The organism is Pseudoduganella aquatica (assembly GCF_020865585.1).
Classification (GTDB): Bacteria; Pseudomonadota; Gammaproteobacteria; order Burkholderiales; family Burkholderiaceae_D; genus Rugamonas; species Rugamonas aquatica_A.
Genome location: NZ_CP086370.1, coordinates 2,862,520 through 2,887,557 on the forward strand (window position 1 = coordinate 2,862,520; position 25,038 = coordinate 2,887,557).

Here is a 25,038-nt window from a genome sequence, read left to right on the forward strand (position 1 = left end):
TTTTTACTTTTTACCCCCTTTACCAGTTTTATGCGACAGACTATCCCGTTCGGCCGTTTCAACCTCCCGCTGCATCCCGCAGGCGCCCTGGTCATGGGCATCCTCAACGTTACCCCGGATTCCTTCTCGGACGGCGGCCAGCACGCCTCGCTGGAGTTCGCCATTGCCCACGCCGAGCAGATGATAGAGCAGGGCGTGGACATCATCGACATCGGCGGCGAATCGAGCCGCCCCGGCGCTCCGGCCGTCACGCTGGAGGACGAGCTGCGCCGCGTCATGCCCGTGGTCTACGCGCTGCGCGACTGCGGCAAGGCCATTTCGGTGGACACCTACAAGCCCGCCGTCATGCGCGAAGCGGTACTGGCCGGCGTGGACATGATCAACGACATCAACGGTTTCCGCGCCGAGGGCGCCATCGCAGCCGTGCGCGACAGCGACTGTGCGTTGTGTATTATGCACATGCGCGGCGAACCGGCCACCATGCAGGAGCAGCCCGATTACACTGACGTGGTGAGCGAGGTGACGGAGTTCCTGCGCGAGCGCATCGCCGCACTGACTGGCGCCGGTATTGATCCAGGTCGCATCTGGATCGATCCGGGATTTGGCTTTGGCAAGACTGTCGAGCATAATTATGCTTTGATTAAGGCTGGCCGCCGCATGGTGGAAGAACTGGGCGTGCCGCTGCTGGCAGGCCTGTCGCGCAAGTCCATGATAGGGGCGGTGACCGGCAAGCCGGTCGAGCAGCGCATGGCCGGCAGCATAGGCGGCGCGCTGGCGGCGGTGGCGCATGGCGCGCAGATAGTCAGGGTGCACGACGTGGCAGAAACCGTCGATGCGCTGAAAGTATGGCAAGCGGCAAACTAACGATAAAGAGATCCGACATGGCACGTAAATATTTTGGTACCGACGGCGTCCGCGGCCTGGTGGGCGTCGCGCCCATCACCCCCGACTTCGTCATGCGCCTGGGCTACGCCGCAGGCAAAGTGCTGGTCAAGAACATGAGCGGCACGGCCCGCTCGACCGTGCTGATCGGCAAAGACACCCGCATCTCCGGCTACATGCTGGAGGCCGCGCTGGAAGCCGGTTTCGCGGCCGCCGGCGTGGACGTGATGCTGGCCGGCCCCATGCCGACCCCCGCCATTGCCTACCTGACGCGCGCGCTGCGCCTGCAGGCAGGCGTGGTCATTTCCGCCTCGCACAACCCGTATCAGGACAACGGCATCAAGTTCTTCTCCGACCAGGGCGCCAAGCTGCCCGACGCGGTGGAACTGGACATTGAAGCCCAGCTGGACCTGCCGATGGAATGCGTGGCGCCCGAGAAGCTGGGCCGCGCCAAGCGCCTGGACGACGCGCAAGGCCGCTACATCGAGTTCTGCAAGAGCACCTTCCCCAACGCGCTGGACCTGCGCGGCCTGAAAGTGGTGGTCGACTGCGCCCACGGCGCCGCCTACAACATCGCGCCGCACGTGTTCCATGAACTGGGCGCGGAAGTGATCGCCATCGGCAACAAGCCATCCGGCTACAACATCAACGACGGCTTTGGCGCCACCGCGCCGGCCGCCATGGCCGCCGCGGTGGTCGAGCAGGGCGCCGACCTCGGCATCGCGCTGGATGGCGACGCCGACCGCCTGATCATGTGCGACGCCAAGGGCCGCCTCTACAACGGCGACGAGCTGCTGTACGTGATGGTGATGGACCGCTGCGCCACCGGCCCGGTAGCCGGCGCCGTCGGCACGCTGATGACGAATATGGCCCTGGAAGTGGCCTTCAAGCACAAAAACATCCCCTTCGCGCGCGCCAAGGTGGGCGACCGCTACGTACTGGAAGTGATGCAGGAGCGCGGCTGGCTGCTGGGCGGCGAGGGCTCCGGCCACCTGCTGGCCCTGGACAAGCACACCACCGGCGACGGCATCGTGTCCGCGCTGCAAGTGCTGTCCGCGCTCAAGCGCAGCGGCAAGTCGCTGGAGCAGTGCGCAGCCGAGCTGGTGCTGTTCCCGCAGACTTTGATCAATGTGCGCGTGCCGGCCGGTTTCGACTGGCAGAAGAATCCCGCCATGGTGGCCGAGAAGGAAGCCGTGGAGCGCGAACTGGGCGACAGCGGCCGCGTGCTGATACGCGCCTCCGGCACCGAACCGCTGATCCGTGTGATGGTAGAGGCGCGCGACGCCGCCGCCGCGCAAAGCTGCGCCCGCCGCATCGCCGACAAAGTAGAGGCCAAGCTCGCTGCCTAAGTATTAATCAGTTGAAACTTTTCCGCCGTTTCATTGACGCCATAGGGGGCCAGGGCCTATAATACGTTCATCGGAGTGTAGCGCAGCCCGGTAGCGCACCTGGTTTGGGACCAGGGGGTCCAAGGTTCGAATCCTTGTACTCCGACCAAGAACGTATAAGACGGGCTGTCGAAAGACAGCCCGTTTTTCATTTCCGCAGAGTTTTTCTGCCGGCATCAAATACCCTGACTGCCCATAGCTCAGTTGGATAGAGCATCAGCCTTCTAAGCTGAGGGTCGCTGGTTCGAACCCAGCTGGGCAGGCCAACCATCTTCACGCCTCAAACAAATACTTCTTCACCTTGGGATTTCCCTGGCGCCACAGCACGTTGTCGATCAGATAATGATGGACGTTGATGAAGATCCAGCAGCAGGCGACGGCCAGCGCGGTGCCGCCAAGCTTGGGCAGGGCGCCGGTGCGGGCATAGTCCAGCACGCCGGGGAGCACCCAGAAGCCGATCGCGCCCAGTACGGCGCCGGCCAGTACAAAGCTCAGCAACTGTCCCCTGGACCAGCCGCCCGAAGCGGCTTCGTTGGCTTTATAACGGCCGATAACGGTCAGATATTGCAGCGAATGGAAGAAGGGGATGGTCAACACGAAGGCCGCATCCAGGCTGATCAATCCCATCCAGATATAGAGCGTGACGAGATAGGCGGTTAGTCCGGCTATCGGCAGCTGTTTCCAGTTTAATTGCTGCGCCTGCCATTGTTTAATGGCGCGATAAACCTCAAGCACGAACCAGATCGTGGTGCCGCCTGCAATCGTACAAGCGATAATGGTGATAAAGCCGGGAACATTCATAGGAATGCCCAATATTCCCCACAAGTCCTTGGCGATTTGCGTGCTGTTTCCCAGCGTCCAGGCGGCTACCCAGCAAGCGTAGGCATTCATCAGCATGGCCTTCCGTGTGGTGGCAGGCCAATAGCGCTTTTTGAAAGCAGCATCCATCATCGCCATGCCAAAGCCTTGTTTCACATAATGCCAGCCGACCAGCAATCCCATCAGATTAAGGCAGACGCCGAGCGCCAATGGTTGTCCATTCAGCCAGAGCAGTGCGCCAGCGGTTAATGCCAGGATTAATGCAATTGGTGCGATAAATCCCGCAAGCCACCAGCGTTTCGTCAAATCCGCTGGCATGCCGCCATTTTTAACCTCTTTCCACGATCCATAAAACAGTTGGTAGGAATAAGCGAAATGCGGATGATTGACGAAATTGGCGAGTATCAGCATCACAATAGCCAATTGCGCGACGCTTTCCGCGCCGAGGTGCAGCAGTTTAAATAGGAATAGCGCCGCAACGGAGCCGCCGCCCAGTAATAACACGTCCGTCCAGGGCGTGAATAACGCCCGATGTGGCGTGGCGATATGGCGCTCAGTCTGGATTTGGGTATGCATGGCGAACTCGATAGGGTGTTGCCTCATGGTATCACTCAAGCTGCCAGTGTCAAGCAATGCAAGCGTGCGGGGCTGGGCGCCTTGTTGCAGGTGGTCCGCCTGTGGCGTCCCTGCCAGGAATTGGTGTGAATAAGCTAATCTTTGGCGCGATCTGGGCGTGGGCAGGGCTGGTGCGGAAAGTTGCGGTTTAGTACTGGGCAACAAAAAAAGGCCTTCCCGGATGGGAAGGCCTGATCACTGAGCTGCGAGGCTTAGTAGTTATAGAATATGCGCTGCAATTCCTTGGTGCTATTGGTTTTGGTCAGCGCGAGCATCAGCAGGATGCGTGCTTTTTGTGGATTCAGCGTGTCCGCCACCACGAAGTCCAGTTCGTCGTCATTGGCTTCGCCATTACGGGCCAGAATGCCCTGGCCTACACGGCTGGCGCGCACGATAATAGCGCCGCCCTTGCGCGCGGCAACCAAGCCTGGTTTTACTTTGGCGGCAACGCTGCCGTCGCCGGTGCCGGCGTGGATAATGCCTTTGGCGCCTGCTGCAATAAATGCGTCCAGCGCCACGGTATTCATATTGGCGTAGCCATAAACGATATCCACTTGCGGCAGTGCGCTCAGGTTGGAAATATCGAATTCGCTATCAACGGTGTGCTTGCGGGTCGATACGCGATAAAAGTATGGCTTGCTGCCCTGGATATAACCTAGCATGCCCAATTCGGTGGTTTTAAATGCGTCCGGAGTGGAGGTATTGGTTTTGCTCACATCGCGCGCGCCATGAATCTGGTCGCCCATGGCTACCAGCACGCCTTTGCCTGCGGCGGATGGATCGGCTGCCAGCAGTACGGCGTTATACAAATTGATTGGGCCGTCGGCGGACATGGCGGTGGAGGGGCGCATGGCGCCGACCAATACGACCGGCTTGCGGCTTTTAACCACCAGGTTTAGGAAATAAGCGGTTTCTTCCAGCGTATCGGTGCCGTGGGTAATAACAATGCCGTCCACGCTGTTTTGAGCCAGCAGCACATTGACGCGCTTGGCCAGGGTCAGCCAGTGTTCATTGGTCATGCTTTCGCTGGCGATCTGGAATACCTGTTCGCCGCTGACGTTGGCCACGTTTGCCAGTTCCGGCACGGCCTTGATAAGTTGCTGTACCCCAACCGTGGCGGCGGTGTAGCCGACCGTGGTGGTGGACGTCGCGCCGCTGCCTGCGATGGTGCCGCCTGTCGCCAGGATGGTCACATTGGCGAGTTTGGGCTTGGCCGCGTCCTGGGCATGAACCTGGGCCGTGGCAATAATGAACATGCCAAATACCGCGGCCATGAATTGGGCCGTCTTTTGATGCAGCATTTTTTCTCTCCTGTTGAACTGACAAGCGGCGATGGTAACAAATCTCGCCGCCCGTTGTCAGTTTTTCAGGATTTCCGGCGCCGGACTGCAAACGCGATTACCGCCATGCCGCCCAGCAGCATGCCGTAGGTCGCCGGTTCCGGCACGGGGGAGATATTGAAATTGCCCGCGAAGGAGCCGCCTGAGCCCGCTTGCAGGGTGCGGCCGCTGATGATGAAGCCATAGTTGCCGGGCGTGAGGTGGTTGAAGGGATAGAAAACGGTGGGGCCGTCATGGGAGGTGAGCGTTTGCAGATAGGTGCGGCTGCTGTCGGAGTTCTGGCTGAAGATCTGGACCCCGGTGATCCAGTAGTTGGCCGACAGCGTATTGTTGAAGAAGGAATAGCCTGGAACCGCGCTGCCGGAAGCATAGTAGTGCTCCTCGCCCTCCAGGGAAAATACGAACTCGTCCGTGTAGATGCCGGGCGCTTCGTGCGTCACGCCGAACACGGCGTTGCCCTGGCCGTCGAATTCCAGCAAGCCGGCGCGGGCGGTGGTGCTGGCGAGCAAACCGGCGGACAGCAGCAGGGCAGCGATGGCCTTGCCGCAGATAGCATTGTTCATAAGACTCTCCTTGTGCGTGTGGGAAATATGCCAATCTTTGCGCTTTGATAAGCACTTCAATGTATCAGTCCGCTTGGCCGAGTTAATTCAACTATGTAATGTGCGCGGTCTATAATCCGGCATGGATATCAATTCGGACGACCTGAAAATCTTCGTGGCGGTGGTCGATAGCGGCACCCTGAGCGCCGCCTCGGTGCATCTGGGCCAGACCACCTCGGGCGTGAGCCGTGCGCTGGCGCGGCTGGAGGAGAAGCTGGCCACGACCTTGCTCACGCGCACCACGCGCCGCATGGAGCTGACGGAAGAGGGCCATTTATTCCTGGAACAGGCGCGCGCCATCCTGGCCGCCATGGAAGAGGCCGAAGAAACCATCCGCATCCGACGCCAGAAGCCGGCCGGCAGGCTGTGCGTGGACGCCGCTTCGCCCTTCATGCTGCATTGCGTGGTGCCCCACGTAGCCGAGTTCCGCGCGCTGTATCCGGACATTCGCCTGGAACTTACCAGCAACGACCAGATTGCAGACCTGATCGAGCACCGCACCGATATCGCCATCCGCATTGGCGCGCTGAGCGATTCGACGCTGCATGCGCGCGCGCTCAGTTCCAGCCCGTTGCATGTGCTGGCCAGCCCGGCTTATCTGGCGCGGCACGGCGAGCCCGCCACGCCGGAGGACCTGGCGCGGCACGAGCTGCTCGGTTTCGCGCAATACGAACTGGGCAACGTCTGGCCGCTGCGCCATGCTGCCGGCAACTCCTTGCAGGTGACGCCGGCGCTGGCTGCGTCCAGCGGCGAGACCTTGCGCCAGCTTGCGCTGGCCGGGCAGGGCATCGTCTGCCTGTCCGATTTCATGACGCGCGCCGACATCGCCGCCGGCCGCCTGGTCAAGGTATTGGAGCAGCACTCCACCGGCTTCCGGCAGCAGATTCACGCGGTCTATTACCGCAATACGCAGCTCTCGCAACGTATCAGCTGCTTCCTCGAATTCCTGCAAAAGAAGCTCTGAGAGCGCGTGTAAGAATTCGCACCGCCCCTTACGGCGCTTGATCCTACAGGGTTTTGACCTGTCTCAAAGAATCCGTGCGTCCAGTGTGCGTTAACGTACTGTGCCTCCCGGCGCGCGGGACTACTATGGACTTGCGTGATAAGTGCATGGCGCCGCGAATCAAGCGCAGCGCCGTAGCCATTCAGCAGGTTAGCCGGCCGCCTCGAGTACCGGCACCAATTCGAAGCTACAGCGAAGCAAAAACTGGGAGGCCATCATGACACAGGCAAATCATCCATCGAAGTACGTGGTCCGCGAGTATCTCGAACGCCGCTCGCAGGACGTCCAACCGCCTCCCACGCCGGAGGAAATCCGCCGCCAGCTAGGCTGGGGCTTGATGATGTATGACCAGAAAATGAGCGCCGGCGACCGCCTCTGAACCGCCGCTGCACATTCTCCGTCTCATCCACCGGGTTCGCACCGCAAGGTCCGAACCCTTTTGTTCGTCCCGATTTTCGCCATTCGCTGAAAACGGCGTCATTCACCGGTAGCTGCCCGCCGTTCGCCGAATTGCGGTATCGCCGCCCCCGCTTCCCCCGTATTGTTACATCACACATTCAAACGGAGGCGGTGATGAGCAACGAGAACGGGCAACACTGGCGCAAACAGCTAAGCTGGGGCATTATCCTCACCGGCGTGGGCGTCGCTTTTCTGCTGGACCGCAGCGGCGCACTGCACTGGGGCACCATCTGGCGCTATTGGCCTGCGCTGCTGGTCGTGGCCGGCCTGAGCAACCTGGTGCCGCCGACCAATGTGAAGCTGGTGCTGGACGGTTTCTCGCACATCTTCTTCGGCGCCTGGTTCTACTGCTCCTTCGAACATATCTGGGGTCTGACCTTCGGCAATAGCTGGCCGCTGCTGCTGATTATGTGGGGCGTTACCCTGGTGCTGAAACCGCTGCTGGAAAACTACTTCGTATCGAACAAGGAGCACTATGATGGAAAATAATCGTCCACAACACGGAGCCGGCCAGATCCTGATCGGCGTGGCGGTCATCGCCCTCGGCTGCCTGTTCCTGCTCGAAAATTTCGGCATCCTCGATTTTGATTACACGCTGCAGTTCTGGCCCGTGCTGCTGATACTGGCCGGCTCGCTCAAGCTGACGCAGGCCGGCGACAACCGGGGCCGTATTGTCGGCGGCTTTCTGCTGGCCTTCGGCGTGGCGCTGATCCTGAAAAGCACCGGCCTGGTGTATATCAGCTGGCGCACGCTGGGGCCGCTGGTGCTGATAGGCGTGGGCCTGATGGTGATCTTCAAGTCCAGCCACAACCGCATGCCTGCGCAGTTCTTCGACAAGTTCGGCAAGCAGGGCGAGCAGGCCGGCGACGACAGCGTAATCAGCGTTACGGCCATCCTGGGCGGCATGGAGCGCCGCATCACCACCACCGATTTCCGCGGCGGCGAAGTGACCGCCATCATGGGCGGCTGCCAATTGGACCTGCGCCACGCCAATATGCAAGGCGAGGCCGTGCTGAACGTGTTCGCCCTGTGCGGCGGCGTGGAGATCAAGGTGCCGGACGACTGGACCGTCAGCCTGCAGGGCACACCGCTGCTGGGCGGCTTCAGCGAGAAAACCATCCCGAACAAGGATGCCGGCAAGCGCCTGATCATCCGGGGCTACGCCATCATGGGCGGCCTGGAAGTGCGCAACTAAAGGGCCGGCGCAACAATGCAAGGCGTGATTTCCAGCCGGCGGGGCGCAGCGCTGTACCTGATGGTCTGGCTGTTCCTGGGCGCGGCGCTGGGCGGCGTGACGGTGGCGGTGGAGGATGCCGCCTGGCCCAACGCCTTGATCTTCGCGATACCGGTGACGCTGGTGTACGCGGCCAGCGCCGGATTCTCCGCCTACTATCTGTGCCGCGCCTATCCGCTGGCCGAGCGCGGCGCGGCCAATGTGCTGCTGGCGCTGGGCGCGGCCGCCATCGTGTCCACGCTGCTGTGGAGCGTGGTGGTGCGCGGCTGGAACGAAGCCTGCCGCCTGCTGGACGCGCCATGGGCCGGCATCGAGTTCACGCCGCAAATGGCGATACTGATTTCCGGCCTGGGCGTGCTGCTGTATGGCCTGCTCGCCGCGATCAACTACCTGGTGACCGAATTCGAAAGGGCGCGCGGCGCCGAGCACCGCGAGCTGCAATCGCGCCTGATGGCGCAGGACGCCGAGCTGCGCATGCTGCGCACCCAGATAGATCCCCACTTCCTGTTCAACAGCTTGAACTCCATCAGCGCGCTGACCTCGCAGAACCCGAAAGGCGCGCGCGAAATGACCTTGCAGCTGGCGGGTTTCTTCCGCCAGAGCCTGAGCATGGAAGCGCACAAGAAGGTGGCGCTGGAGCAGGAGATGGCGCTGATACGCCACTTCCTGGCGATAGAAAAAGTCCGCTTCGGTGAACGCCTGTCGTTGCTGGAGGAGATGGAGGACGGCGCAGGCTTTTGCCTGGTGCCGCCCATGATCATCCAGCCGCTGGTGGAAAACGCCGTCAAGCACGGCATCGCCCAGCTGCCCGAAGGCGGCTGGATCAAGGTGGCTGCACGCCGCGCGGGCACGCTGCTGCACATCAGCGTGGACAACGCGGTGGATGAAGACACGCCGTCCGGCGCTGCAAAGGACGGCAACGGCATAGGGCTGGAGAACGTGCGCCAGCGACTGGCCTGCGCCTACGGGCACGAGGCCGGCATTCACTGGGCGCGTACAGGCGCCGTATTCAGCGTGGCGATCACCATGCCGGCAGAAACCAAGGAAGGATAGCAATGCGCATTATCATAGTGGACGACGAGGCACTGGCGCGCGGCGTGGTGCGCGAGTACCTGGCGGAACATGCGGACGTGGAAGTGGTGGCCGAATGCGCCAACGGCTTCGAAGCCGTCAAGGCCATCACGGAACTGGAGCCGGACCTGGCGATACTGGACATCCAGATGCCCAAGCTGGACGGCTTTGAAGTGGCCGAGCTGGCCGCCGGCAAATGCCGCTTCATGTTCGCCACCGCGTTCGACCAGTACGCCATCAAGGCTTTCGAGTACCACGCGCTGGACTATCTGCTCAAGCCCTTCAGCCAGCAGCGTTTCGACCAGGCGCTGGCCCATGCGCGCGCCAGTCTGGCCAAGGTCGGCGATGCGCAGCCGGTGGCGCAGGAGGGTTTGGACGAGGTGGTGCGCGACGCGGCGGCCCGCAACAAGCCGCTGGGCCGCGTGCTGATACGCGACGGCGCCAAGGTGCACGTGATCGCGGCCGAGAAGATAGACTACATCGAAGCGCAGGACGACTACGTGCAGATCCGCACCGAGGGCAAGTCCTACCTGAAGAACCAGCGCCTTTCCGACCTGGAGAGCCAGCTGGAGGCGGACAAGTTCCTGCGCATACACCGTTCCTACCTGCTCAATATCGAATGCATGAGCCGCATCGAGCAGGCGGGCAAGGATAGCCACGTGGCGGTACTGAAGGACGGCACCCGTTTGCCGATCAGCCGCAGCGGTTACCAGAAAGTGCGCAGCGTGATCCAATGAAGCGGACTATCAACTTCCTCCGCGTGCTGGCGCTGGCCGGGCCGCTGGCCTGGCATGGCGCGGCGTTGGCCGAAACCCGCGAGCCCAGCGCCGCCGAGATCAAATCCTTCGAAACATGGTTCAGCCAGCATTCAGGCGGGGCGGTGCTCAAGGCCAGCTACGAGGTGCGGCGCAGCGAGGGCGCGCGCGACTGGAACGTGGCGGCGTGGGCCGAGAGCGCGCCGCAGCGCGCCGCCTGGCGCTTGTGCCTGGCCCGGAGCGACGGCTACGTGTACGACGCCAAGACGCAGCGCTGGAGCGAAATCGGGGCGCAGCGCCAGCATGTGTGGCTGGACCGTTCGTCCGACTGCGGCGTGTCGCCCCAGCGCGTGCTGCTCAAACAGCCGCTGGGGGACCGCGACATCGTGACGGTGCTGGAGCAGCAAGGCCCGCTGCTGCAAAGCGCGCGCCTGCTCTTTGCGGGCAACACGCAATGCGCACCGCAGCGCGCCCACAAGTTCGAACTCACCGCGATCGACGTGACGCCCGACCAGTTCTACCAGCTGACTTATGTGAGCGACCGTGGCGGCAGCGCCGTCATCACGGTGCGCAAACGCGCTCGCGAGCTCACGGCGTGGGCGGCCCGCTGCTGATGCGCTACTGTTCTATGCGCCACCAGGACGGCAGCAGCGCCTGGATCTCGGGCCGCGCGTAGCGGTCGTCGATCAGGTAGACCGTGCCCCGGTCGCTCTCGGTGCGGATCACGCGGCCTGCCGCCTGCACGATCTTCTGCATGCCGGGATAAGTATAGGTGTAGTCGTAGCCCGAGCCGAAGATGGCGTCCATGCGCTGGCGGATCTGCTCGTTCACCGGATTGAGCTGCGGCAGTCCCAGCGTGGCGATAAAGGCGCCGATCAGGCGCGCGCCCGGCAGGTCTATGCCTTCGCCGAACGAACCGCCCAGCACCGCGAAGCCGATGCCGCTGCTGGCCGCGTTGAAGCGCGCCAGGAACTGCTCGCGGCCCGCTTCGTCCATGCGCCGCGTTTGCAGCCACACCGGCACGCCCGGATGCCGTTCCGCGAACAGCGCGGCTGCCTTTTCCATGTAGTCGAAGCTGCTGAAGAAGGCCAGGTAGTTGCCGGGCTGGCGCTGGTACTGCTCGCCCATCAGCTCCGCTATCGGCGCCAATGAGCGGTCGCGGTGCTGGTAGCGGGTGGAGATGTGGCCGGCCAGGCGCACCGACAGCTGCTCGGCGATAAAGGGCGACTCCACGTCCACCCAGGCGGTGTTGTCCGGCATGCCCAGCGTGTCGCAATAGTAGTTCCAGGGGCTGAGCGTGGCCGAGAACAGCGCAGTGGAGTGGGCTGCCTCGAAGCGCGGCTTCAGGAAAGGCGCGGGGACGATGTTGCGCAGGCAGAGCACGGAGTTGCTGCGCGTGCCGGCGCCGCTCACGGTGATGTCGAACAGCGAATGCTGGCCGTAGCTCTCCGCCAGGCGCATAAAGCCGGAGGCGTCGAAGTAGAAGCGCTGCAGGTCTTCATCCACATAGGCCGGATGCTCTGCGTAGTACTCGCCGATGGCGGTGGCCGCCGTTTGCAGCGCGGCCATGAATTTTTCGGGCAGCGAGGTGTGGACCTGGTACTCGCCATCCTGTTCCTTCTCCAGCGTGTTCCACTGGCGATGCACGCGGTCGAGCGGCTTTTTCAGCGCCTCGGGCGCGGTCTTGCGCAGCATGCGCAGGCCGGCGTGTTCCAGTTCGGCCGAATACATCTTGCGCGCGCGGGAGACCATATTGTGCGCCTCGTCCGCCAGCACGCTCACTTTCCAGTCGTTCTGCAGCGTCAGGCTGTACAGCATGGCACTGATGTCGAAGTAGTAGTTGTAGTCGCCCACCACCACGTCGGCCCAGCGCGCCAGTTCGGTGCCCAGGTAGTAGGGGCAGACCTGGTGCGCCAGCGCGATTTCGCGCACGGCGGCCTTGTCGAGCACGGGCGACGGAGACGACAGGGCGGCGCTGCGGGCGGCGGGCAGACGGTCGTAGAAGCCGCGCGCCAGCGGGCAGGACTCGCCGTGGCAGGCCTTGTCCGGATGTTCGCAGGCCGTATTGCGCGCCACCAGTTCCAGCGCCCGCAGCGGCAGCAGCGGGGCGGATGCGCGTATGGTTTCCACCGCGTCCAGCGCCATGCGCCGGCCGGAGGTTTTCGCGGCCAGGAAGAACACCTTGTCCAGCTTGTGCTCCGCGCTGGCCTTGAGCAGCGGGAACAGGCTGCCGACGGTCTTGCCTATGCCGGTGGGCGCCTGCGCCAATAGGGAGCAGGCGCGCGTGCTGGCCTTGTACATGGCTTCCGCCAGTTGCCGCTGGCCGGGGCGGAAACCGGCGTGCGGAAAGCGCATGGCCTGCAGGCCGGCGTCGCGCTGCGCGCGGTGCGCCATCTCCTGTTCGGCCCAGGCCAGGAAGCGGCCGCAATGGAGTTCGTAGAAGGCGCGCAGGCTGTCCGCATCGGCCTGTTCGGTGATCAGCGTTTCCTTCTGGCTGCCCACGTCGAAATACACCAGCGCCAGGCGCACCGTGTCGAGGCCGCGCGACTGGCACAGCAGGTGGCCGTAGATTTTCAGCTGCGCCCAGTGCAGCTGGCGATGGTTGTCCGGCATGCGCGCCAGGTCGCCACGGAAGGTCTTGATTTCTTCGAGCTGGTTTTGCTGCGGGTCGTAGCCGTCGGCGCGGCCGCGCACGCGCAGCGGGCCGAATTCGCCGGAAAGGCTCACTTCCTTCTCGTAGCTGTCGTTGCGGCGCGAGGCCACCAGCGCGTGGCCGGCGATGCCTTCCTGTGCGGTGGGCGTGGGCGTGAAGCGCAGATCCAGGTCGCCCGCCTTGGCGGTGAACTCGCACAGCGCGCGCACGGCCACGGTGTAGGCGGCCGTCATCCCTCCGCCCATTGCAGATAACAGACGGTGATGGGCATCTGGTGTTCGGCGCAGTAGCTGATCCAGCGCAGCTGGTTGTCCTGCAGGCGGTCGCCCGGGCCTTTCACTTCTATCATGTGGTAGCGCCGTTCGGCGGGCCAGAACTGGATCAGGTCCGGGAAGCCGCTGCGGTTGGCCTTGATGTCGAGCAGGATGCGCTCGAACCATTTCTTCAGGTGCGCCGCCGGGATGCAGGCCAGCGCCAGGTCCACCAGCTCCGCGTCCAGCGCGCCCCAGTAGACGAAGGGCGACTGGATGCCGTCCTTGGCAAGCAGGTTGCGCCGTATTGTGTCCTGGTAGCCGCCGTCGTCCAGCTGGCCCAGGCAGGCGGCGAACTGCGCCGCGCGGCGGCGCTGGAAGTCGGCGCTGTGCAGGTCGGCCGGGCCATGGTGGAAGGGATGGAAGAAGGCGCCGGGAATGCTGGTGAAGATGGCGTCCCAGCACAGCAGCCCGAACAGGGAGTTGATCAGCGCGTTTTCCACGTAGTACACCGGCGCTTCCTCGCGCGCCAGGTGGTCGCGCACCACGCCTTCCACCCACCATTCCCCCTCGGGCATGGGCAGCGTCAGGTCCAGCCGCACCACGGGCGCGGGCTGGGCGGCGGGCGGCTTGGGATGGCCCAGCTTGCGGCGCAGGCGCGGCAGCATGCGCAGCAGTTGCTGGCGTTCGTGCTCGCTCTCGGGCTGCGCCAGCGCTTGCAGCAGCAGCGCGTGCGCGGCGCCGGCCTGCTCGCTTTTCTCCAGCACGCGGATGGCGCGCGCCCGTGCGCCCGGATAGGCGCAGGCCGCGTAGATGCCGTGCGCGCCGTTCCAGTCCTGCTGTTTTTCCAAGTGCTGCGCCATCTGGAACAGCAGCTTGTCGCGCCGGCTGTTGAGCCATTCATTGCCGGCGATGGCGGGCGGCAGCGCGCGCAGCACCTCCTGCGGATCTTCGCCTTCGGTAAAGCGTTCGCGGCAGTGGTGCAGGGCCAGGTAGTCGTCGATGTCGCGCCGGCTGCGGAAGCCGCGCGCGGAGGGCGAGAACTCCACCTTTTCGTATTTGTACACGCCCAGGTCGGACAGCACGAATTCCGACCAGTCCTGGTGGTAGTTGCCGAAGAAGATAAGGCGCAGGCGGTCGCACAGCGGCTGCGCCAGCACCTGGTAGACATGGTCGAAAGCCTGGCCGCACCAGGCCGAGAAGCGGTGCGCGCCCTCGTGGCGCTCGCGCAGTGCGGCCAGCTGTTCGGGCTTGCGCGCGTTTTTCTCATGTCCGGCCAGCTGGAACACGCGCGCAATTTCGGGCTTTTGCAGCAGGGCGAACAGCTGCTCCAGGGTAAGCACCGGGTCGGCGTCTATCCAGCCCAGCTCGGCCAGCGGCCGCGCCGCCTCGTGCGCGCAGCCGATTTCGGCGTAGACCAGCTTGCTGGCGCGGAACAGTTCGCCTTTGCGCATGACCATGCGCACGAACAGCGCGCGCGAGGCGCGGGGCAGGGCGGGGAAGTGGGAGAGGAAAGCGCGTTCCTCGGCAGTGAGCAAGTCGTCGTAGCGCTCGCCTATCCACTGCAGAACCTGGTGGAAGTTATCCAGGTAATAAAACTCGTTTTCCAGAACTCTGATCATTGCAACGCGCTGCCAACTGTATGTTCATACAGTGTATCGCGTTAGCGGGCCGGGAGCAACCGGTGCGGCGCTCCCGGCCCGTGTTGGACAGCCTTGCGGCTTATTTTTTGCCTGGCTGGACGGTTGCCGCCGCCTTGGCGACCTGCGCTTCCACATTGGCCACGGCCTGGCGGGTGGCGTTGGTTACCTGCTCGTAGCCGGCGAAGGCGTTGTCGATGGCTTGCTTGACGATCTGCACCGCATTCTCGGAACCGGGGCGCACGTTCTTGGTCACGTCGTAGATCAGCGCGCTCAGCGTGCTTTTGGCTTCGGTCATATGGGCGTCGGCGGCGCGGGTGAATTCCTCGCGGATTTCGGCAATGATGCCGCCCAGCTGCTCGTTGTAGGCGGCGGCATTGGTCATGCCGGGCTGGACTTTGGCTGCGGCCACGGCCATGACGGCCTTGGGATCGCGCGCCAGGCTCAGCTCCTTGCCGGCGGCCAGCTGTTCCTCGACGGTGCTCTTGGCGGTGGCCATATTCAGCGCCACCACTTGCTCCACGCCTTGCACGGCTTTGCTGGTCAGCGTATTGAAGGTTTCAAGCTGAAACTCAAACAGGGCCTTGGTGGTGGCTGCGAACTGCTCTGGACTCGTAAACATTCGTTCTCCTCGGTTATTGGAATAGAACTACGGCATACCGGCCTGCAACAAAGCGTCTTGTTATGGCCCCATTATTTGGCAAACGCTAATTTTTCGCAACGGCTATCTTTGTAAGCGTGCGCCCCCCGCTCCCAGCCCTGGCCCAGCGGGCCTTGGGCGCACACGCGCGCGCCGTCCACCTTGCTCACCCACCAGTAAAACGGGGCGGGCGCGGCGTCCAGGGCGGTGCAGCACAGCAGCAGCAGGGAGGCGGTCAGCTTCTTCATGGCTCCGATTATAGCGGCGCCGCCGGCGGCAGCAACAGGACGAAGGTGGCGCCTTGGCCGGGCTGGCTGGCGGCGTTGATGCGCCCGCCGAGCACGCTGGTGACGATGTTGTGCGCGATGTAGAGCCCCAGGCCGGAGCCGCCGGCGCCGCGCCGCGTGGTGAAGAAGGGGTCGTAGATATGGCCCAGGTGCTCGGAGGCGATGCCGTTGCCGTCGTCTGCGTAGACCAGCTCGATGCTGCCGGTGCGGTTCAGGCTGGCGCTGATGCGCACATGGCCGCCGCTGCGGCCCGCAAAGCCGTGCACCGCGCTGTTCTCGAGCAGGGCCAGCAGCACCTGGCTCAGCTGGCCGGGATAGCTGTCCAGCTCCAGGTGGGCGGGGATGTTCAGCTCCACCTCGATCGCCAAGTTCTTGACCGTGGCCAGCAGCGGCGGAATCAGCCCGGCCACGAGGGGTTCGAGCTTGAAGCGGCTGCGCTGGCTGCTGTCCTGGTCAAGCGCGATGGCGCGGAAGCTGTGCAGCAGCGAGGCGGCGCGCTTCAGGTTGCGCACCACGATCTCGTCGGCCTGCGCCACCTCGTCCAGATAGGCGTCCAGCTGGCCCTGTCCCAGGTCGGACTGGCGGGCGCCTTTGGCGAAGGCGGCGCGCAGCGCCTGGGTGCGCTCGGCCATGCTGCTGGCGGCCATCAGGCCGTTGCCGATGGGCGTGTTCAGTTCGTGCGCCACGCCCGCCACCAGGGCGCCCAGCGCGGCCAGCTTTTCGCGCCGCACCAGTTCGTCCTGCGTCATGCTGAGGTTGCTCAAGGCCGTGGCGAGTTCGTCGTTGACCTGTTCGGCGCGGTCCTTGGCCTTGCGCAGTTCCGCCGTGCGCTCGGCCACCAGGGTTTCCAGCTGGGTGCGGTGGAGGCGCAGTTCGTCCTCGTGGCGGGTGCGGGCGATGGCGATGCCGGCCAGGTGGGTGGCCACGCCGATCAGCCGCATGTCGGCTGCGCTGGGGCTGCGGACTTCGCGGTAGTACATGGCGAAGGTGCCGAGCACGGTGTCCGCGTCGAGCAGGATGGGCACGGACCAGCAGGCGCGCAGGCCGTACTGGGCGGCGATGGCGGCGTAGGGCGCCCACAGCGGATCGGTCTGGATGTCGGTGACGACCACCGCTTCCTTGCGGTACATGGCGGTGCCGCAGGAGCCGGCTACCGGACCTATGGGCAGGCCGTCGATGGCGGCCATATAGGCGGGCGGCAGGCTGGGGCCTGCGCCGGTGCGGACGGTGCGGCCGTCGGTGTCGAGCAGCAGGGTGGAGCACAGCACGCCGGGCGCTTGCGTTTCGATCAGCAGCATCAGCTTGTCCAGCGTGGTGGCCAGCGGGGCGCCGCGCGCCACCATTTCCAGCAGTTGGTTCTGGCCTTCGCGCAGATCCTCCGCGTGCTGGTGGCTGGCGGCGTCGCTCAGGCGCAGCTGGCGCAGTTGCGCGATGCTGGCGCTTAGTTCGTCGGGCGAGCGCGGCGCGGGCAGGTGGGCAAGCACCAGTTCCAGCACCGCGCCGGTGCTGAAAGGGCGGCGCAGGCAGGCGATGGCGCCGGAGGCCAGCGCGCGCTGCTGTTCGTCGCGGATCTCTGCGGAGTCGCCGGAGCCCCCCTGCGTGAGGAGGATGATGGGCAGGCCGGGCGTGGCGCTGGCCGCCTGCAAGTGGCTGCACAGCTCATAGCTGGAGCTGCCGGCCTGGGCCGCGTCGAGCAGCACCAGCGCCACGCCGCCTGCGCGCACGGCGTCCAGGGCGCTGTCGGCGCGGCTGACAGTGAGCAGGTTCAAACCGGATGCCGCCAGCGCGCTTTCGAGCTCGGCCAGGCCTGCGCTGATGCCGGTAACAATCAGTATGGTTTGCAATTGATTAGGCGGTATGGGCGTCGCCGCCCGTTAGGTGATGCGGGATCCAGGGCCAAGTTTAGTACAGGATGCGGCGCCGTGCGCGGAATTCACTCAGGCGGCTTCGGCAGCGGCCTCGGCGCGGGCGTCCGCGATGCGCGGATAGTTCTCCTCTATCCAGTCCACCAGCACGGCCAGCCGCTCCGCCAGCTCGCGCCCCATGGGTGTGAGGCTGTATTCCACGCGCGGCGGTATCACCGGATGGGCGTAGCGCAGCACGAAGCCGTCGCCCACCAGCGCGTCCAGCGTCTGCGCCAGCATCTTCTCGCTGACGCCGCCCACTTCGCGCCGCAGTTCGCTGAAGCGGTGCATGCCGTCCAGCAGGATCACCAGCACCAGCACGCCCCAGCGGCTAGTGACGTGGCTGAGCACGGCGCGCGACGGACAGGCCGCCACCATCAGCTGGCCGCGCCGGGCTTCGTTGTGGGCGGCCAGGGCGGCGCGCAGGCTCTTGGCTTGGGACATGGGAATCTCCTGGGGTACTTACTAAAATGTGCGTACTTACAAATAGTAAGTATAGGCGCTAAGATGAATTACTCCAACCGCGAATTGAAAGGAAACACCATGATCGTCATCACCGGCGCCAACGGCCAACTGGGCCAGTTGATCGTCAAAGCGCTGCTGAACACCACGCCGGCCGCCTCCATCGTGGCCGCCGTGCGCGACCCGGCCAAGGCTACCGGCCTGGCCGAACTGGGCGTGCAGGTCCGCAAGGCCGACTACAACGACCCGGCCACGCTGGACACCGCGTTTGCCGGCGCGGAAAAAATCCTGCTGATCTCGTCGAGCGAAATCGGCCAGCGCCTGGACCAGCACCGCAATGTGATCGACGCGGCCAAGCGCGCCGGCGCCGGCCTGCTGGCGTACACCAGCGTGCTGCACGCGGACCGCTCGCCGCTGGCGCTGGCGGGCGAGCACAAGGCCACCGAGGAGCTGCTGCGCGCATCCGGCCTGCGCACCGCCATCCTGCGCAACGGCTGGTATTTCGAGAACTACACGGCGGGCCTGGGCGGCGCGCTGGCGCATGGCGTGCTGCTGGGCAGCGCGCAGGACGGCCGCGTCTCCGCCGCCACCCGCGAGGACTATGCGGCGGCCGCAGCGGCCGTGCTGACGGCTGCCGCGCCAGAGGCGCTGTACGAGCTGGCGGGCGACCGCAGCTTCTCGCTGCCGGAGTTGGCGGCGGAACTGTCGCGCCAGGCGGGCAAGGACGTGCCGTACAAGGATATGCCGGAAGCGGACTACAAGGCCGCGCTGCTGGGCGCGGGCCTGCCTGAGTGGCTGGCGTCGCTGCTGTCGGATTCGGATGCGGGCGTGGCGAAGGGCGCGTTGGAGGATAACGGCGGCGCGCTGTCGCGCCTGATCGGCCGCGCCACCACGCCGCTGGCGGAAGCGGTGCGCGTGGCGCTGGCCAAATAAACCGGGCCGGAAATGAAAAACGCCTCCCGAAGGAGGCGTTTTTGCGGAATTCTGTGGTGCCCACGGAGGGACTCGAACCCCCACACCTTGCGGCACATGGACCTGAACCATGCGCGTCTACCAATTCCGCCACGTGGGCACTGTTACTGCTGTTTCCCTTGCGTTGTTCTGCAACAGAAGGCACGCATAGTAAGGGATGGATGCGCAGCCGTCAAGGGCTGGCTTGCAAACGCGGCTTCATTATCGGCGCCAGCGCCGACAATGCCTCCGCGCGCACGGCAGCATCGTCGGCCATGTCCGCCTTCAGCGCAATGGACGGCGTGAGCGTTTCGTTGTTGCCGCGCAGGCGGTTGCGCCAGACTTTCTGCGGCAGCACCAGCACATTGCCGCTGGGGAGCGTGGCGCGGCCGGTGTCGATATACACCGAGTCGGCACTGGTGGCGCGGCCGATATGCACGGCGCCGGGCACGCTCAGCACCAGGTCCGCGAAGTCCAGGCAGGCGCTGGCGCAGGCCGCGTCGGTCAATAGCGCCACCGCGCCCTGGTGGCGGCGCAGCTTGCCGCCGCGCTTGGCGATGTCGGCCCGCGTGACGAGATGGCCGGCCGGCTGCTCGACCCAGGGCTGGCCGGCGGCCTTGGCGTCCTGCACCTGTTTCAGGAAGGTGCGCGTGCTGCGCGCCTGCTGGCTGTCCTCGCCGTAGCGGCTGGCGAACTCCTTGCTGAATTTCTCCAGGTTGGCCAGCAGCACGTCGGACACGCGCCACTGCGCATAGGTGCGCGGCAGCTGGTCGACGCCGTGCTTGTCGTAGTCCAGTCCGCCGGTGGCGGCGTCGAATATCTTGCTGCCGATGGCGCTGCTGCCGCCGCCGTTGCCGCGCGCGTCGAAGACGATCAGGCGCGCACCTTCCACTTTACTCAGCTCGGCCAGCATGGTCTCGAAGGCGGCGATCTGCTCCTTGGACGGCAGGGAGTTGAAGCTGGCGGCGCTCACCCACAGCACGCCGTCCTGGAAGCTGAACTGGTTGCTGCGGCGCGTTTGCGTTTTCTGTGGCGCGTCGGACCAGCTGTCGCGCGCGAAATAGCGTTGCATGGCGATGGCCTGATAGGTGATGGGCATGTCCAGTTCCGCGCCTTCGGCCGTGCGGAACTGGCAGCGCTTGAGTTTCAGGTCCGCCATGGCAGGCGCGAACAGCAGCTCCGGCAGGATCTCGTGCGTGCCGCCGAAGTTGCGGCGGTCGTAATACGGCGCCACATCTTCAGCCAGGATGGCCTCCATGCTGCGCCCGTCGCATTGCAGCAGGCGCGCGCCGAACGGCGGCAGCGGGGCGGGCCAGTCCTTCAGCTGTCCCTGCACCACGTAGGCGCCGCCTTGCCTGCGCAGCTTCCAGCCGTTGACGACGATAGGGTCCTTGCCGCGCGCATTGTCCGAGTACACCAGGTGGCCGTCGAGAAAACCGGTCACGTAGTAGCGCGAGGCCGCCATCATGGAGTCGTAGCTGTCCACCCGCGCCACCTGCTGCAGCGCTTCGCGGTAGCCGCGCTCGGTCCAGTCCTTGAAGCCGGGGTTGAGTTCGTCGATGCTGCCGGGGTGCGCGGTGAGAATGAGTTGATGGACGGCTTCGATGTCGGCCCTGGCTGCGGCCTGCCAGTCGGCGGCGGTTTTATCGGCGGCGCCGGCCTGGGCGGCGAGGGCGGAGAGCAGCAGTGCGGCACAGCGGATGCGCAGGAAGGGCAGCGGCATGGATACCTCTCTTATTGAAAGAGCAACCATGCTAGGGCGCAAAGCCCGGCGCGTCAACAAATGTGACGCGGAATGAGAAAAAGCCTCCCGAAGGAGGCTTTTTCTGCGGAATTCTTGGTGCCCACGGAGGGACTCGAACCCCCACACCTTGCGGCACATGGACCTGAACCATGCGCGTCTACCAATTCCGCCACGTGGGCAATGTACTGCGGTGAAGCTGACATCAAAAACAGAACTGTGGTGCCCACGGAGGGACTCGAACCCCCACACCTTGCGGCACATGGACCTGAACCATGCGCGTCTACCAATTCCGCCACGTGGGCTCTGTTTTCTTTGTCTTTGCTGCGGTGTTCTGCAACAGAGGCACGCATAGTAAGGGCTGGAAGCGATGCCGTCAAGCGTGATTGAAAAGATTTTTGCAGTAGTGGTCCGGAAATGAAAAACGCCTCCCGAAGGAGGCGTTTTTGCGGAATTTTGTGGTGCCCACGGAGGGACTCGAACCCCCACACCTTGCGGCACATGGACCTGAACCATGCGCGTCTACCAATTCCGCCACGTGGGCACTGTTACTGCTGTTTCCCTTGCGTTGTTCTGCAACAGAGGCCCGAATCTTAAAGGCCGCCGCGCCCTTGGTCAAGAGTCAATTGATGTTTCCATGAAAATATTTCCTACGGCCACTCCATGCCAGCGCCATCAATGCCGCCGCGCCGTACATGGCGGATTGCGAGGGCTCCGTTATCGGCGCCAGGCCGTAGCCGATGGCGTCCATCGCCATGCGGTCGTTGGCGGTGATGAGCAGCAGTTCGCCCTGGGCGGCAGTGGGATCCATCAAGCCCAGCATCATCAGGTCTTTCCAGTGGCTGGCCTGGCGGCCGTCGCCGAAGGTGGCGCCGGTGGAAAACTGCGCGCCCAGCGTGGCGCCGCCGTCGACGGAGAAGTATTTGTCGCGCGCGTCCGCCGTCCAGTCGATCACGCCGCTGGCGCTGCTCAGCGGCGAATAGCGGAACATGTCCAGTCCGGATGCATAGGTGAATTCGTTGTCGTTGAAGGGGCCGTTGTTCGGCGGCGAGTTGAAGTCGAGCACGTCCACGCCGCTGATGAAGCCCAGCGTGTGCCCGATTTCGTGCGCGGCCATGCCGACGAAATCGTACTGCGTGGCGCCGATGCCGTTGCTGCCGTCGAAGTCGAAAGCCAGATTGCCGTTGAACTGGATAAAGCCGTCGCAATTGCCTATGCAGCCGGGCAGGGACTGTTCCGTCACGCCCATGCCCAGCGCCTTGGCTTCGGCGTTGGTGATGAAGACGGTGCGGTTATTGTCGCTGCCTTTGTTGTCGACATAGGGCAGGGCGCTGGCGGCGGCGGAGTGTCAGCAAGTCCGACATCGGAAAATCGGAAGCGGAAATGAAAAATGCCTCCCGAAGGAGGCATTTTTGCGGAATTCTGTGGTGCCCACGGAGGGACTCGAACCCCCACACCTTGCGGCACATGGACCTGAACCATGCGCGTCTACCAATTCCGCCACGTGGGCACTGATACTGCATAACAACTTCTGCTATTATAACGACTTGGAGAGTTTCGCGCCAGATGAACGTTTCCGTTCCATACTGCACATCAACTCGCCGTTTCCTCAGCGTTGCCGCTGCGGAAGACCAGAATTATAGAGGATTCTTTTGAGAAGTCAAATAGCCCGGAACAACTTTTTTCCGGGCGCGGAGCCGGCGCAGCAGGGCTGTGGCGAATTCCCGCACAATAGGCAAATAGGCCGTCCTCCGGTACACTACGCCTTGTTCCATGTCAACGTGGCTGGTCAGGGCGGTACACGATTTTTTCTCCATCAATAATAAAACCATAGAAATACTTTTGAGCCAATCTACCCATATCATTCCTAGCCGTGAGGAAATTCTCGGCATCTTCCGCAGCGCCAAGGCGGCGCTCGATCTGCGCGCCCTCGCGCTGACCCTGGATGTGAAAGCCGAGTCCCACGCGGTATTGACCCGCCGTCTGAACGCCATGGAGCGCGACGGCCAGATCGTTTCCGACCACAAAGGCTTCTACGCCCTGGCCGACCACTCTGGCTTCGTGGCCGGGCGTGTGCAGAGCCACCGCGACGGTTTCGGCTTCGTGATCCCGGATGAACCGGGCCAGGACCTGTACCTGTCCGAACGCGAAATGCAAAAAGTGCTGAACGGCGACAAGGTGCTGGCCAAGATGGTCGGCCTGGACCGCCGCGGCCGCCCGGAAGGCACGATTGTGGAAGTGGTGCAGCGCGCCAACACCCACATCATCGGCCGCCTGCTGAAAGAAAACGGCGTGTGGCTGGTGGCGCCGGAAGACAAGCGCATTGCGCAGGACATCGTGGTGGAAGGCCCGGTGGGCAAAGCCAAGGTGGACCAGATTGTTTCCATCGAACTGACCGAGCAGCCGGGCCGCTTCAAGCAGCCGGCCGGCCGCATCGTGGAAGTGCTGGGCGGCCTGGACGATCCGGGCATGGAAATCGAAATCGCCGTGCGCAAGTTCGGCGTGCCGCACATCTTCTCGGACGCCGCGCTGAAACAGGCCGCCAAGCTGCCGGACCATGTGCGCGAAGCCGACCTGGGCGACCGCGTGGACCTGCGCGACGTGCCGATGATCACCATCGACGGCGAAGACGCGCGCGACTTCGACGATGCCGTCTATTGCGAACCGGTGAAAGTCGGCCGCAGCAAGGCCTTCCGCCTGATCGTGGCGATTGCCGACGTGAGCCATTACGTGAAGCCGAACGACGCGCTGGACACCGACGCGCTGGAACGCAGCACCTCGGTCTACTTCCCGCGCCGCGTGATCCCCATGCTGCCGGAGAAGCTGTCCAACGGCCTGTGCTCGCTGAACCCGGCGGTGGACCGCATGACGCTGGTGTGCGACGCCGTCGTCACCGCCAAGGGCGAGATCACCGCTTACCAGTTCTACCCGGCCGTGATCCACTCGGCCGCGCGCATGACCTACAACGAAGTGGCCGCCATCCTGGGCAACACCAAGGGTCCGGAAGCGGAGCGCCGCCCCGGCATCGTGCCGCTGCTGCAGAACCTGTACGACGTCTATCACGCCCTGGTGCAAGCCCGCAATGTGCGCGGCGCGATCGACTTCGAGACCACCGAGACCTATATCGTCTGCAACGCGGCCGGCAAGATCGAAAAGATCATCCCGCGCACCCGCAACGACGCGCACAAGATCATCGAGGAATGCATGCTGGCGGCCAACGTCTGCGCTGCGGACCTGCTGCTGCGCCACAAGCATCCCGGCACCTACCGCATCCACGCCGGCCCGACCAAGGAAAAGCTCAAGCAGGTGCGCGACTTCCTGAAGCAGGTTGGCCTGAGCCTGGCCGGCGGCGACACGCCGGCCGCCGGCGACTACGCCGAGCTGATGCGCAAGATCAAGGAGCGTCCGGACGCGTCCCTGCTGCAAACCATGCTGCTGCGCTCGATGCAGCAAGCGGTCTACAGCCCGGACAATATCGGCCACTTCGGCCTGGCCTACGAGGCTTACGCCCACTTCACCAGCCCGATCCGCCGCTATCCGGACTTGCTGACGCACCGCGCCATCAAGGCCATCCTGCAAGGCAAGAAGTACGAGCCGAAAGTGGCCGACACCAGCGTGCTGAACACGGCCGTGTCGAACGCCACCCGCCGCCAGCAGGCCAAGGACAAGGCCGAGGGCAAGGCGCCGAAAGCCGCCGCCGACCTGACCGTGTGGGACGCCCTGGGCGTGCACTGCTCGGCCAACGAGCGCCGCGCCGACGAAGCGTCGCGCGACGTGGAATCCTGGCTGAAGTGCTACTTCATGCAAGACAAGCTGGGCGAGGAATTCACCGGCATGATCACCGGCGTGACCACCTTCGGCATCTTCGTGCAGCTGCAGGAACTGTTCGTTGAAGGCCTGGTGCACATCACCGACCTGGGCGCGGACTACTTCCAGTTCGACGAAGCGCGCCATGAGCTGAAAGGCGAACGCACCGGTAAGCGCTACCAGCTGACCGACAAGGTCAAAGTGCAAGTGGTGCGCGTGGACCTGGAAACCCGCAAGATCGACCTGCGCCTGGCGCAGTCCGAGCAGGCGGCGGTGGGCGTGCGTCCCGGCGCGGACGTGGAAGCGGAACCGGCCACCGGCCGCAACCGCAAGCAGCCTACCAAGGCCGACACCCGCACCAACGTTAAGCCTGGCCCGAAAGTCCAGTCCCGCACCCCGGCCGTGGCCAAACCGAAAGCGAAAGCCAAGCCCGCCTCCAGCGGCAAGCGCAGCAAATCCGCAGCACCGGCAGCCAAGCCCGCCGCCAAGAGCAAGAAGAAGCGCTAAGCATTAACCGCCGCCCAGGCATTGGCC

22 protein-coding genes and 7 tRNA genes are annotated in these 25,038 nt (G+C 64.2%); 13 read left to right on the forward strand and 16 right to left on the reverse strand.

The features are described from left to right. Positions 1 to 30: 30 nt before the first annotated feature. The 4 genes from folP to KT882_RS12700 all read left to right on the forward strand — a co-directional run bounded on the left by folP (position 31) and on the right by KT882_RS12700 (position 2,536). Positions 31 to 864 carry a dihydropteroate synthase gene (gene folP / locus KT882_RS12685; protein ID WP_161072160.1) on the forward strand — a complete coding sequence of 278 codons (834 nt, stop codon included), beginning with the start codon at positions 31 to 33 and terminating at the stop codon, positions 862 to 864. 17 nt (positions 865 to 881) lie between these two features. Beyond that, a complete protein-coding gene (glmM, locus tag KT882_RS12690; protein ID WP_161072159.1) occupies positions 882 to 2,231 on the forward strand; it encodes a phosphoglucosamine mutase in 1,350 nt (449 codons plus the stop codon). 71 nt (positions 2,232 to 2,302) lie between these two features. Then, positions 2,303 to 2,379: transfer RNA gene (locus KT882_RS12695), tRNA-Pro, on the forward strand. Positions 2,380 to 2,459: 80 nt separating this feature from the next. Further along, positions 2,460 to 2,536: transfer RNA gene (locus KT882_RS12700), tRNA-Arg, on the forward strand. A gap of 7 nt (positions 2,537 to 2,543) precedes the next feature. Here the strand turns inward: KT882_RS12700 and KT882_RS12705 are convergent. The 3 genes from KT882_RS12705 to KT882_RS12715 all read right to left on the reverse strand — a co-directional run bounded on the left by KT882_RS12705 (position 2,544) and on the right by KT882_RS12715 (position 5,607). Further along, positions 2,544 to 3,665, reverse strand: a complete 1,122-nt coding sequence (locus KT882_RS12705) for an HFCD family protein (protein WP_228896021.1) — start codon at positions 3,663 to 3,665, stop codon at positions 2,544 to 2,546. 251 nt (positions 3,666 to 3,916) lie between these two features. After that, complete coding sequence (locus KT882_RS12710; RefSeq protein WP_407682047.1) at positions 3,917 to 4,960, reverse strand: type II asparaginase; 1,044 nt, start codon at positions 4,958 to 4,960, stop codon at positions 3,917 to 3,919. Between the two features lie 110 nt (positions 4,961 to 5,070). After that, on the reverse strand, positions 5,071 to 5,607 hold the full coding sequence (locus tag KT882_RS12715) for an FxDxF family PEP-CTERM protein (RefSeq protein ID WP_161072156.1): 537 nt from the start codon (positions 5,605 to 5,607) through the stop codon (positions 5,071 to 5,073). Between the two features lie 121 nt (positions 5,608 to 5,728). Here KT882_RS12715 and KT882_RS12720 point away from each other — a divergent pair, with 121 nt between their 5' ends. From KT882_RS12720 to KT882_RS12750, 7 genes are all read left to right on the forward strand, one after another. Beyond that, the gene (locus KT882_RS12720) at positions 5,729 to 6,610 is read left to right on the forward strand and encodes a LysR family transcriptional regulator (protein ID WP_161072155.1); all 882 of its coding nucleotides are present in this window, start codon (positions 5,729 to 5,731) and stop codon (positions 6,608 to 6,610) included. Positions 6,611 to 6,866: 256 nt separating this feature from the next. Then, positions 6,867 to 7,028, forward strand: a complete 162-nt coding sequence (locus KT882_RS12725; RefSeq protein WP_187358675.1) for a hypothetical protein — start codon at positions 6,867 to 6,869, stop codon at positions 7,026 to 7,028. Between the two features lie 194 nt (positions 7,029 to 7,222). Then, positions 7,223 to 7,597: a LiaI-LiaF-like domain-containing protein gene (locus tag KT882_RS12730; protein WP_161072154.1), complete on the forward strand. Its 375-nt coding sequence runs from the start codon at positions 7,223 to 7,225 to the stop codon at positions 7,595 to 7,597. Beyond that, positions 7,584 to 8,303 (forward strand): LiaF transmembrane domain-containing protein, encoded by a 720-nt coding sequence (locus KT882_RS12735; protein ID WP_228896025.1) that lies wholly within the window; start codon positions 7,584 to 7,586, stop codon positions 8,301 to 8,303. Before KT882_RS12730 ends, KT882_RS12735 begins: the two co-directional genes overlap by 14 nt. Positions 8,304 to 8,318: 15 nt before the next feature. Further along, positions 8,319 to 9,395, forward strand: a complete 1,077-nt coding sequence (locus KT882_RS12740) for a sensor histidine kinase (protein ID WP_161072153.1) — start codon at positions 8,319 to 8,321, stop codon at positions 9,393 to 9,395. Between the two features lie 2 nt (positions 9,396 to 9,397). Next, positions 9,398 to 10,150 carry a LytR/AlgR family response regulator transcription factor gene (locus KT882_RS12745; protein ID WP_161072152.1) on the forward strand — a complete coding sequence of 251 codons (753 nt, stop codon included), beginning with the start codon at positions 9,398 to 9,400 and terminating at the stop codon, positions 10,148 to 10,150. Continuing rightward, on the forward strand, positions 10,147 to 10,782 hold the full coding sequence (locus tag KT882_RS12750) for a hypothetical protein (RefSeq protein WP_228896027.1): 636 nt from the start codon (positions 10,147 to 10,149) through the stop codon (positions 10,780 to 10,782). The genes KT882_RS12745 and KT882_RS12750 overlap by 4 nt, the downstream gene beginning before the upstream one ends. A 4-nt stretch (positions 10,783 to 10,786) precedes the next feature. On the opposite strand, the gene KT882_RS12755 is transcribed toward KT882_RS12750, so the two are convergent. From KT882_RS12755 to KT882_RS12780, 6 genes are all read right to left on the reverse strand, one after another. Next, positions 10,787 to 13,054: a helicase C-terminal domain-containing protein gene (locus KT882_RS12755; protein ID WP_228896029.1), complete on the reverse strand. Its 2,268-nt coding sequence runs from the start codon at positions 13,052 to 13,054 to the stop codon at positions 10,787 to 10,789. Next, the gene (locus KT882_RS12760) at positions 13,051 to 14,694 is read right to left on the reverse strand and encodes a VRR-NUC domain-containing protein (protein ID WP_228896031.1); all 1,644 of its coding nucleotides are present in this window, start codon (positions 14,692 to 14,694) and stop codon (positions 13,051 to 13,053) included. Before KT882_RS12760 ends, KT882_RS12755 begins: the two co-directional genes overlap by 4 nt. Before the next feature lie 100 nt (positions 14,695 to 14,794). Beyond that, a complete protein-coding gene (locus KT882_RS12765; protein ID WP_161072148.1) occupies positions 14,795 to 15,334 on the reverse strand; it encodes a phasin family protein in 540 nt (179 codons plus the stop codon). A 71-nt stretch (positions 15,335 to 15,405) separates the two neighbouring features. Next, positions 15,406 to 15,600, reverse strand: coding sequence for a hypothetical protein (locus tag KT882_RS12770; protein WP_161072147.1), 195 nt, complete (start codon positions 15,598 to 15,600; stop codon positions 15,406 to 15,408). 8 nt (positions 15,601 to 15,608) lie between these two features. Beyond that, a complete protein-coding gene (locus KT882_RS12775) occupies positions 15,609 to 17,483 on the reverse strand; it encodes a hybrid sensor histidine kinase/response regulator (RefSeq protein WP_187358674.1) in 1,875 nt (624 codons plus the stop codon). A 93-nt stretch (positions 17,484 to 17,576) separates the two neighbouring features. Next, positions 17,577 to 17,987, reverse strand: a complete 411-nt coding sequence (locus KT882_RS12780; protein WP_161072146.1) for a winged helix-turn-helix transcriptional regulator — start codon at positions 17,985 to 17,987, stop codon at positions 17,577 to 17,579. Positions 17,988 to 18,086: 99 nt separating this feature from the next. On the opposite strand from KT882_RS12780, the gene KT882_RS12785 reads away from it, so the two are divergent. After that, entirely contained in the window at positions 18,087 to 18,938 is an 852-nt protein-coding gene (locus KT882_RS12785; protein ID WP_161072204.1) for an SDR family oxidoreductase, read from the forward strand. Positions 18,939 to 18,992: 54 nt separating this feature from the next. Here KT882_RS12785 and KT882_RS12790 read toward each other — a convergent pair. From KT882_RS12790 to KT882_RS12820, 7 genes are all read right to left on the reverse strand, one after another. Further along, a tRNA-Leu gene (locus tag KT882_RS12790) sits at positions 18,993 to 19,077 on the reverse strand. A 72-nt stretch (positions 19,078 to 19,149) separates the two neighbouring features. Then, complete coding sequence (locus KT882_RS12795) at positions 19,150 to 20,679, reverse strand: S41 family peptidase (protein ID WP_161072145.1); 1,530 nt, start codon at positions 20,677 to 20,679, stop codon at positions 19,150 to 19,152. 115 nt (positions 20,680 to 20,794) lie between these two features. After that, positions 20,795 to 20,879, reverse strand: a tRNA-Leu gene (locus KT882_RS12800). A 38-nt stretch (positions 20,880 to 20,917) separates the two neighbouring features. Further along, positions 20,918 to 21,002: transfer RNA gene (locus KT882_RS12805), tRNA-Leu, on the reverse strand. Positions 21,003 to 21,156: 154 nt separating this feature from the next. Beyond that, positions 21,157 to 21,241, reverse strand: a tRNA-Leu gene (locus KT882_RS12810). Positions 21,242 to 21,319: 78 nt separating this feature from the next. Next, entirely contained in the window at positions 21,320 to 22,024 is a 705-nt protein-coding gene (locus KT882_RS12815; RefSeq protein ID WP_267478652.1) for an NF038122 family metalloprotease, read from the reverse strand. Between the two features lie 98 nt (positions 22,025 to 22,122). After that, a tRNA-Leu gene (locus KT882_RS12820) sits at positions 22,123 to 22,207 on the reverse strand. 332 nt (positions 22,208 to 22,539) lie between these two features. On the opposite strand from KT882_RS12820, the gene rnr reads away from it, so the two are divergent. Continuing rightward, positions 22,540 to 25,011 carry a ribonuclease R gene (gene rnr / locus KT882_RS12825; protein WP_228896033.1) on the forward strand — a complete coding sequence of 824 codons (2,472 nt, stop codon included), beginning with the start codon at positions 22,540 to 22,542 and terminating at the stop codon, positions 25,009 to 25,011. The last annotated feature ends 27 nt before the right edge of the window (positions 25,012 to 25,038 follow it).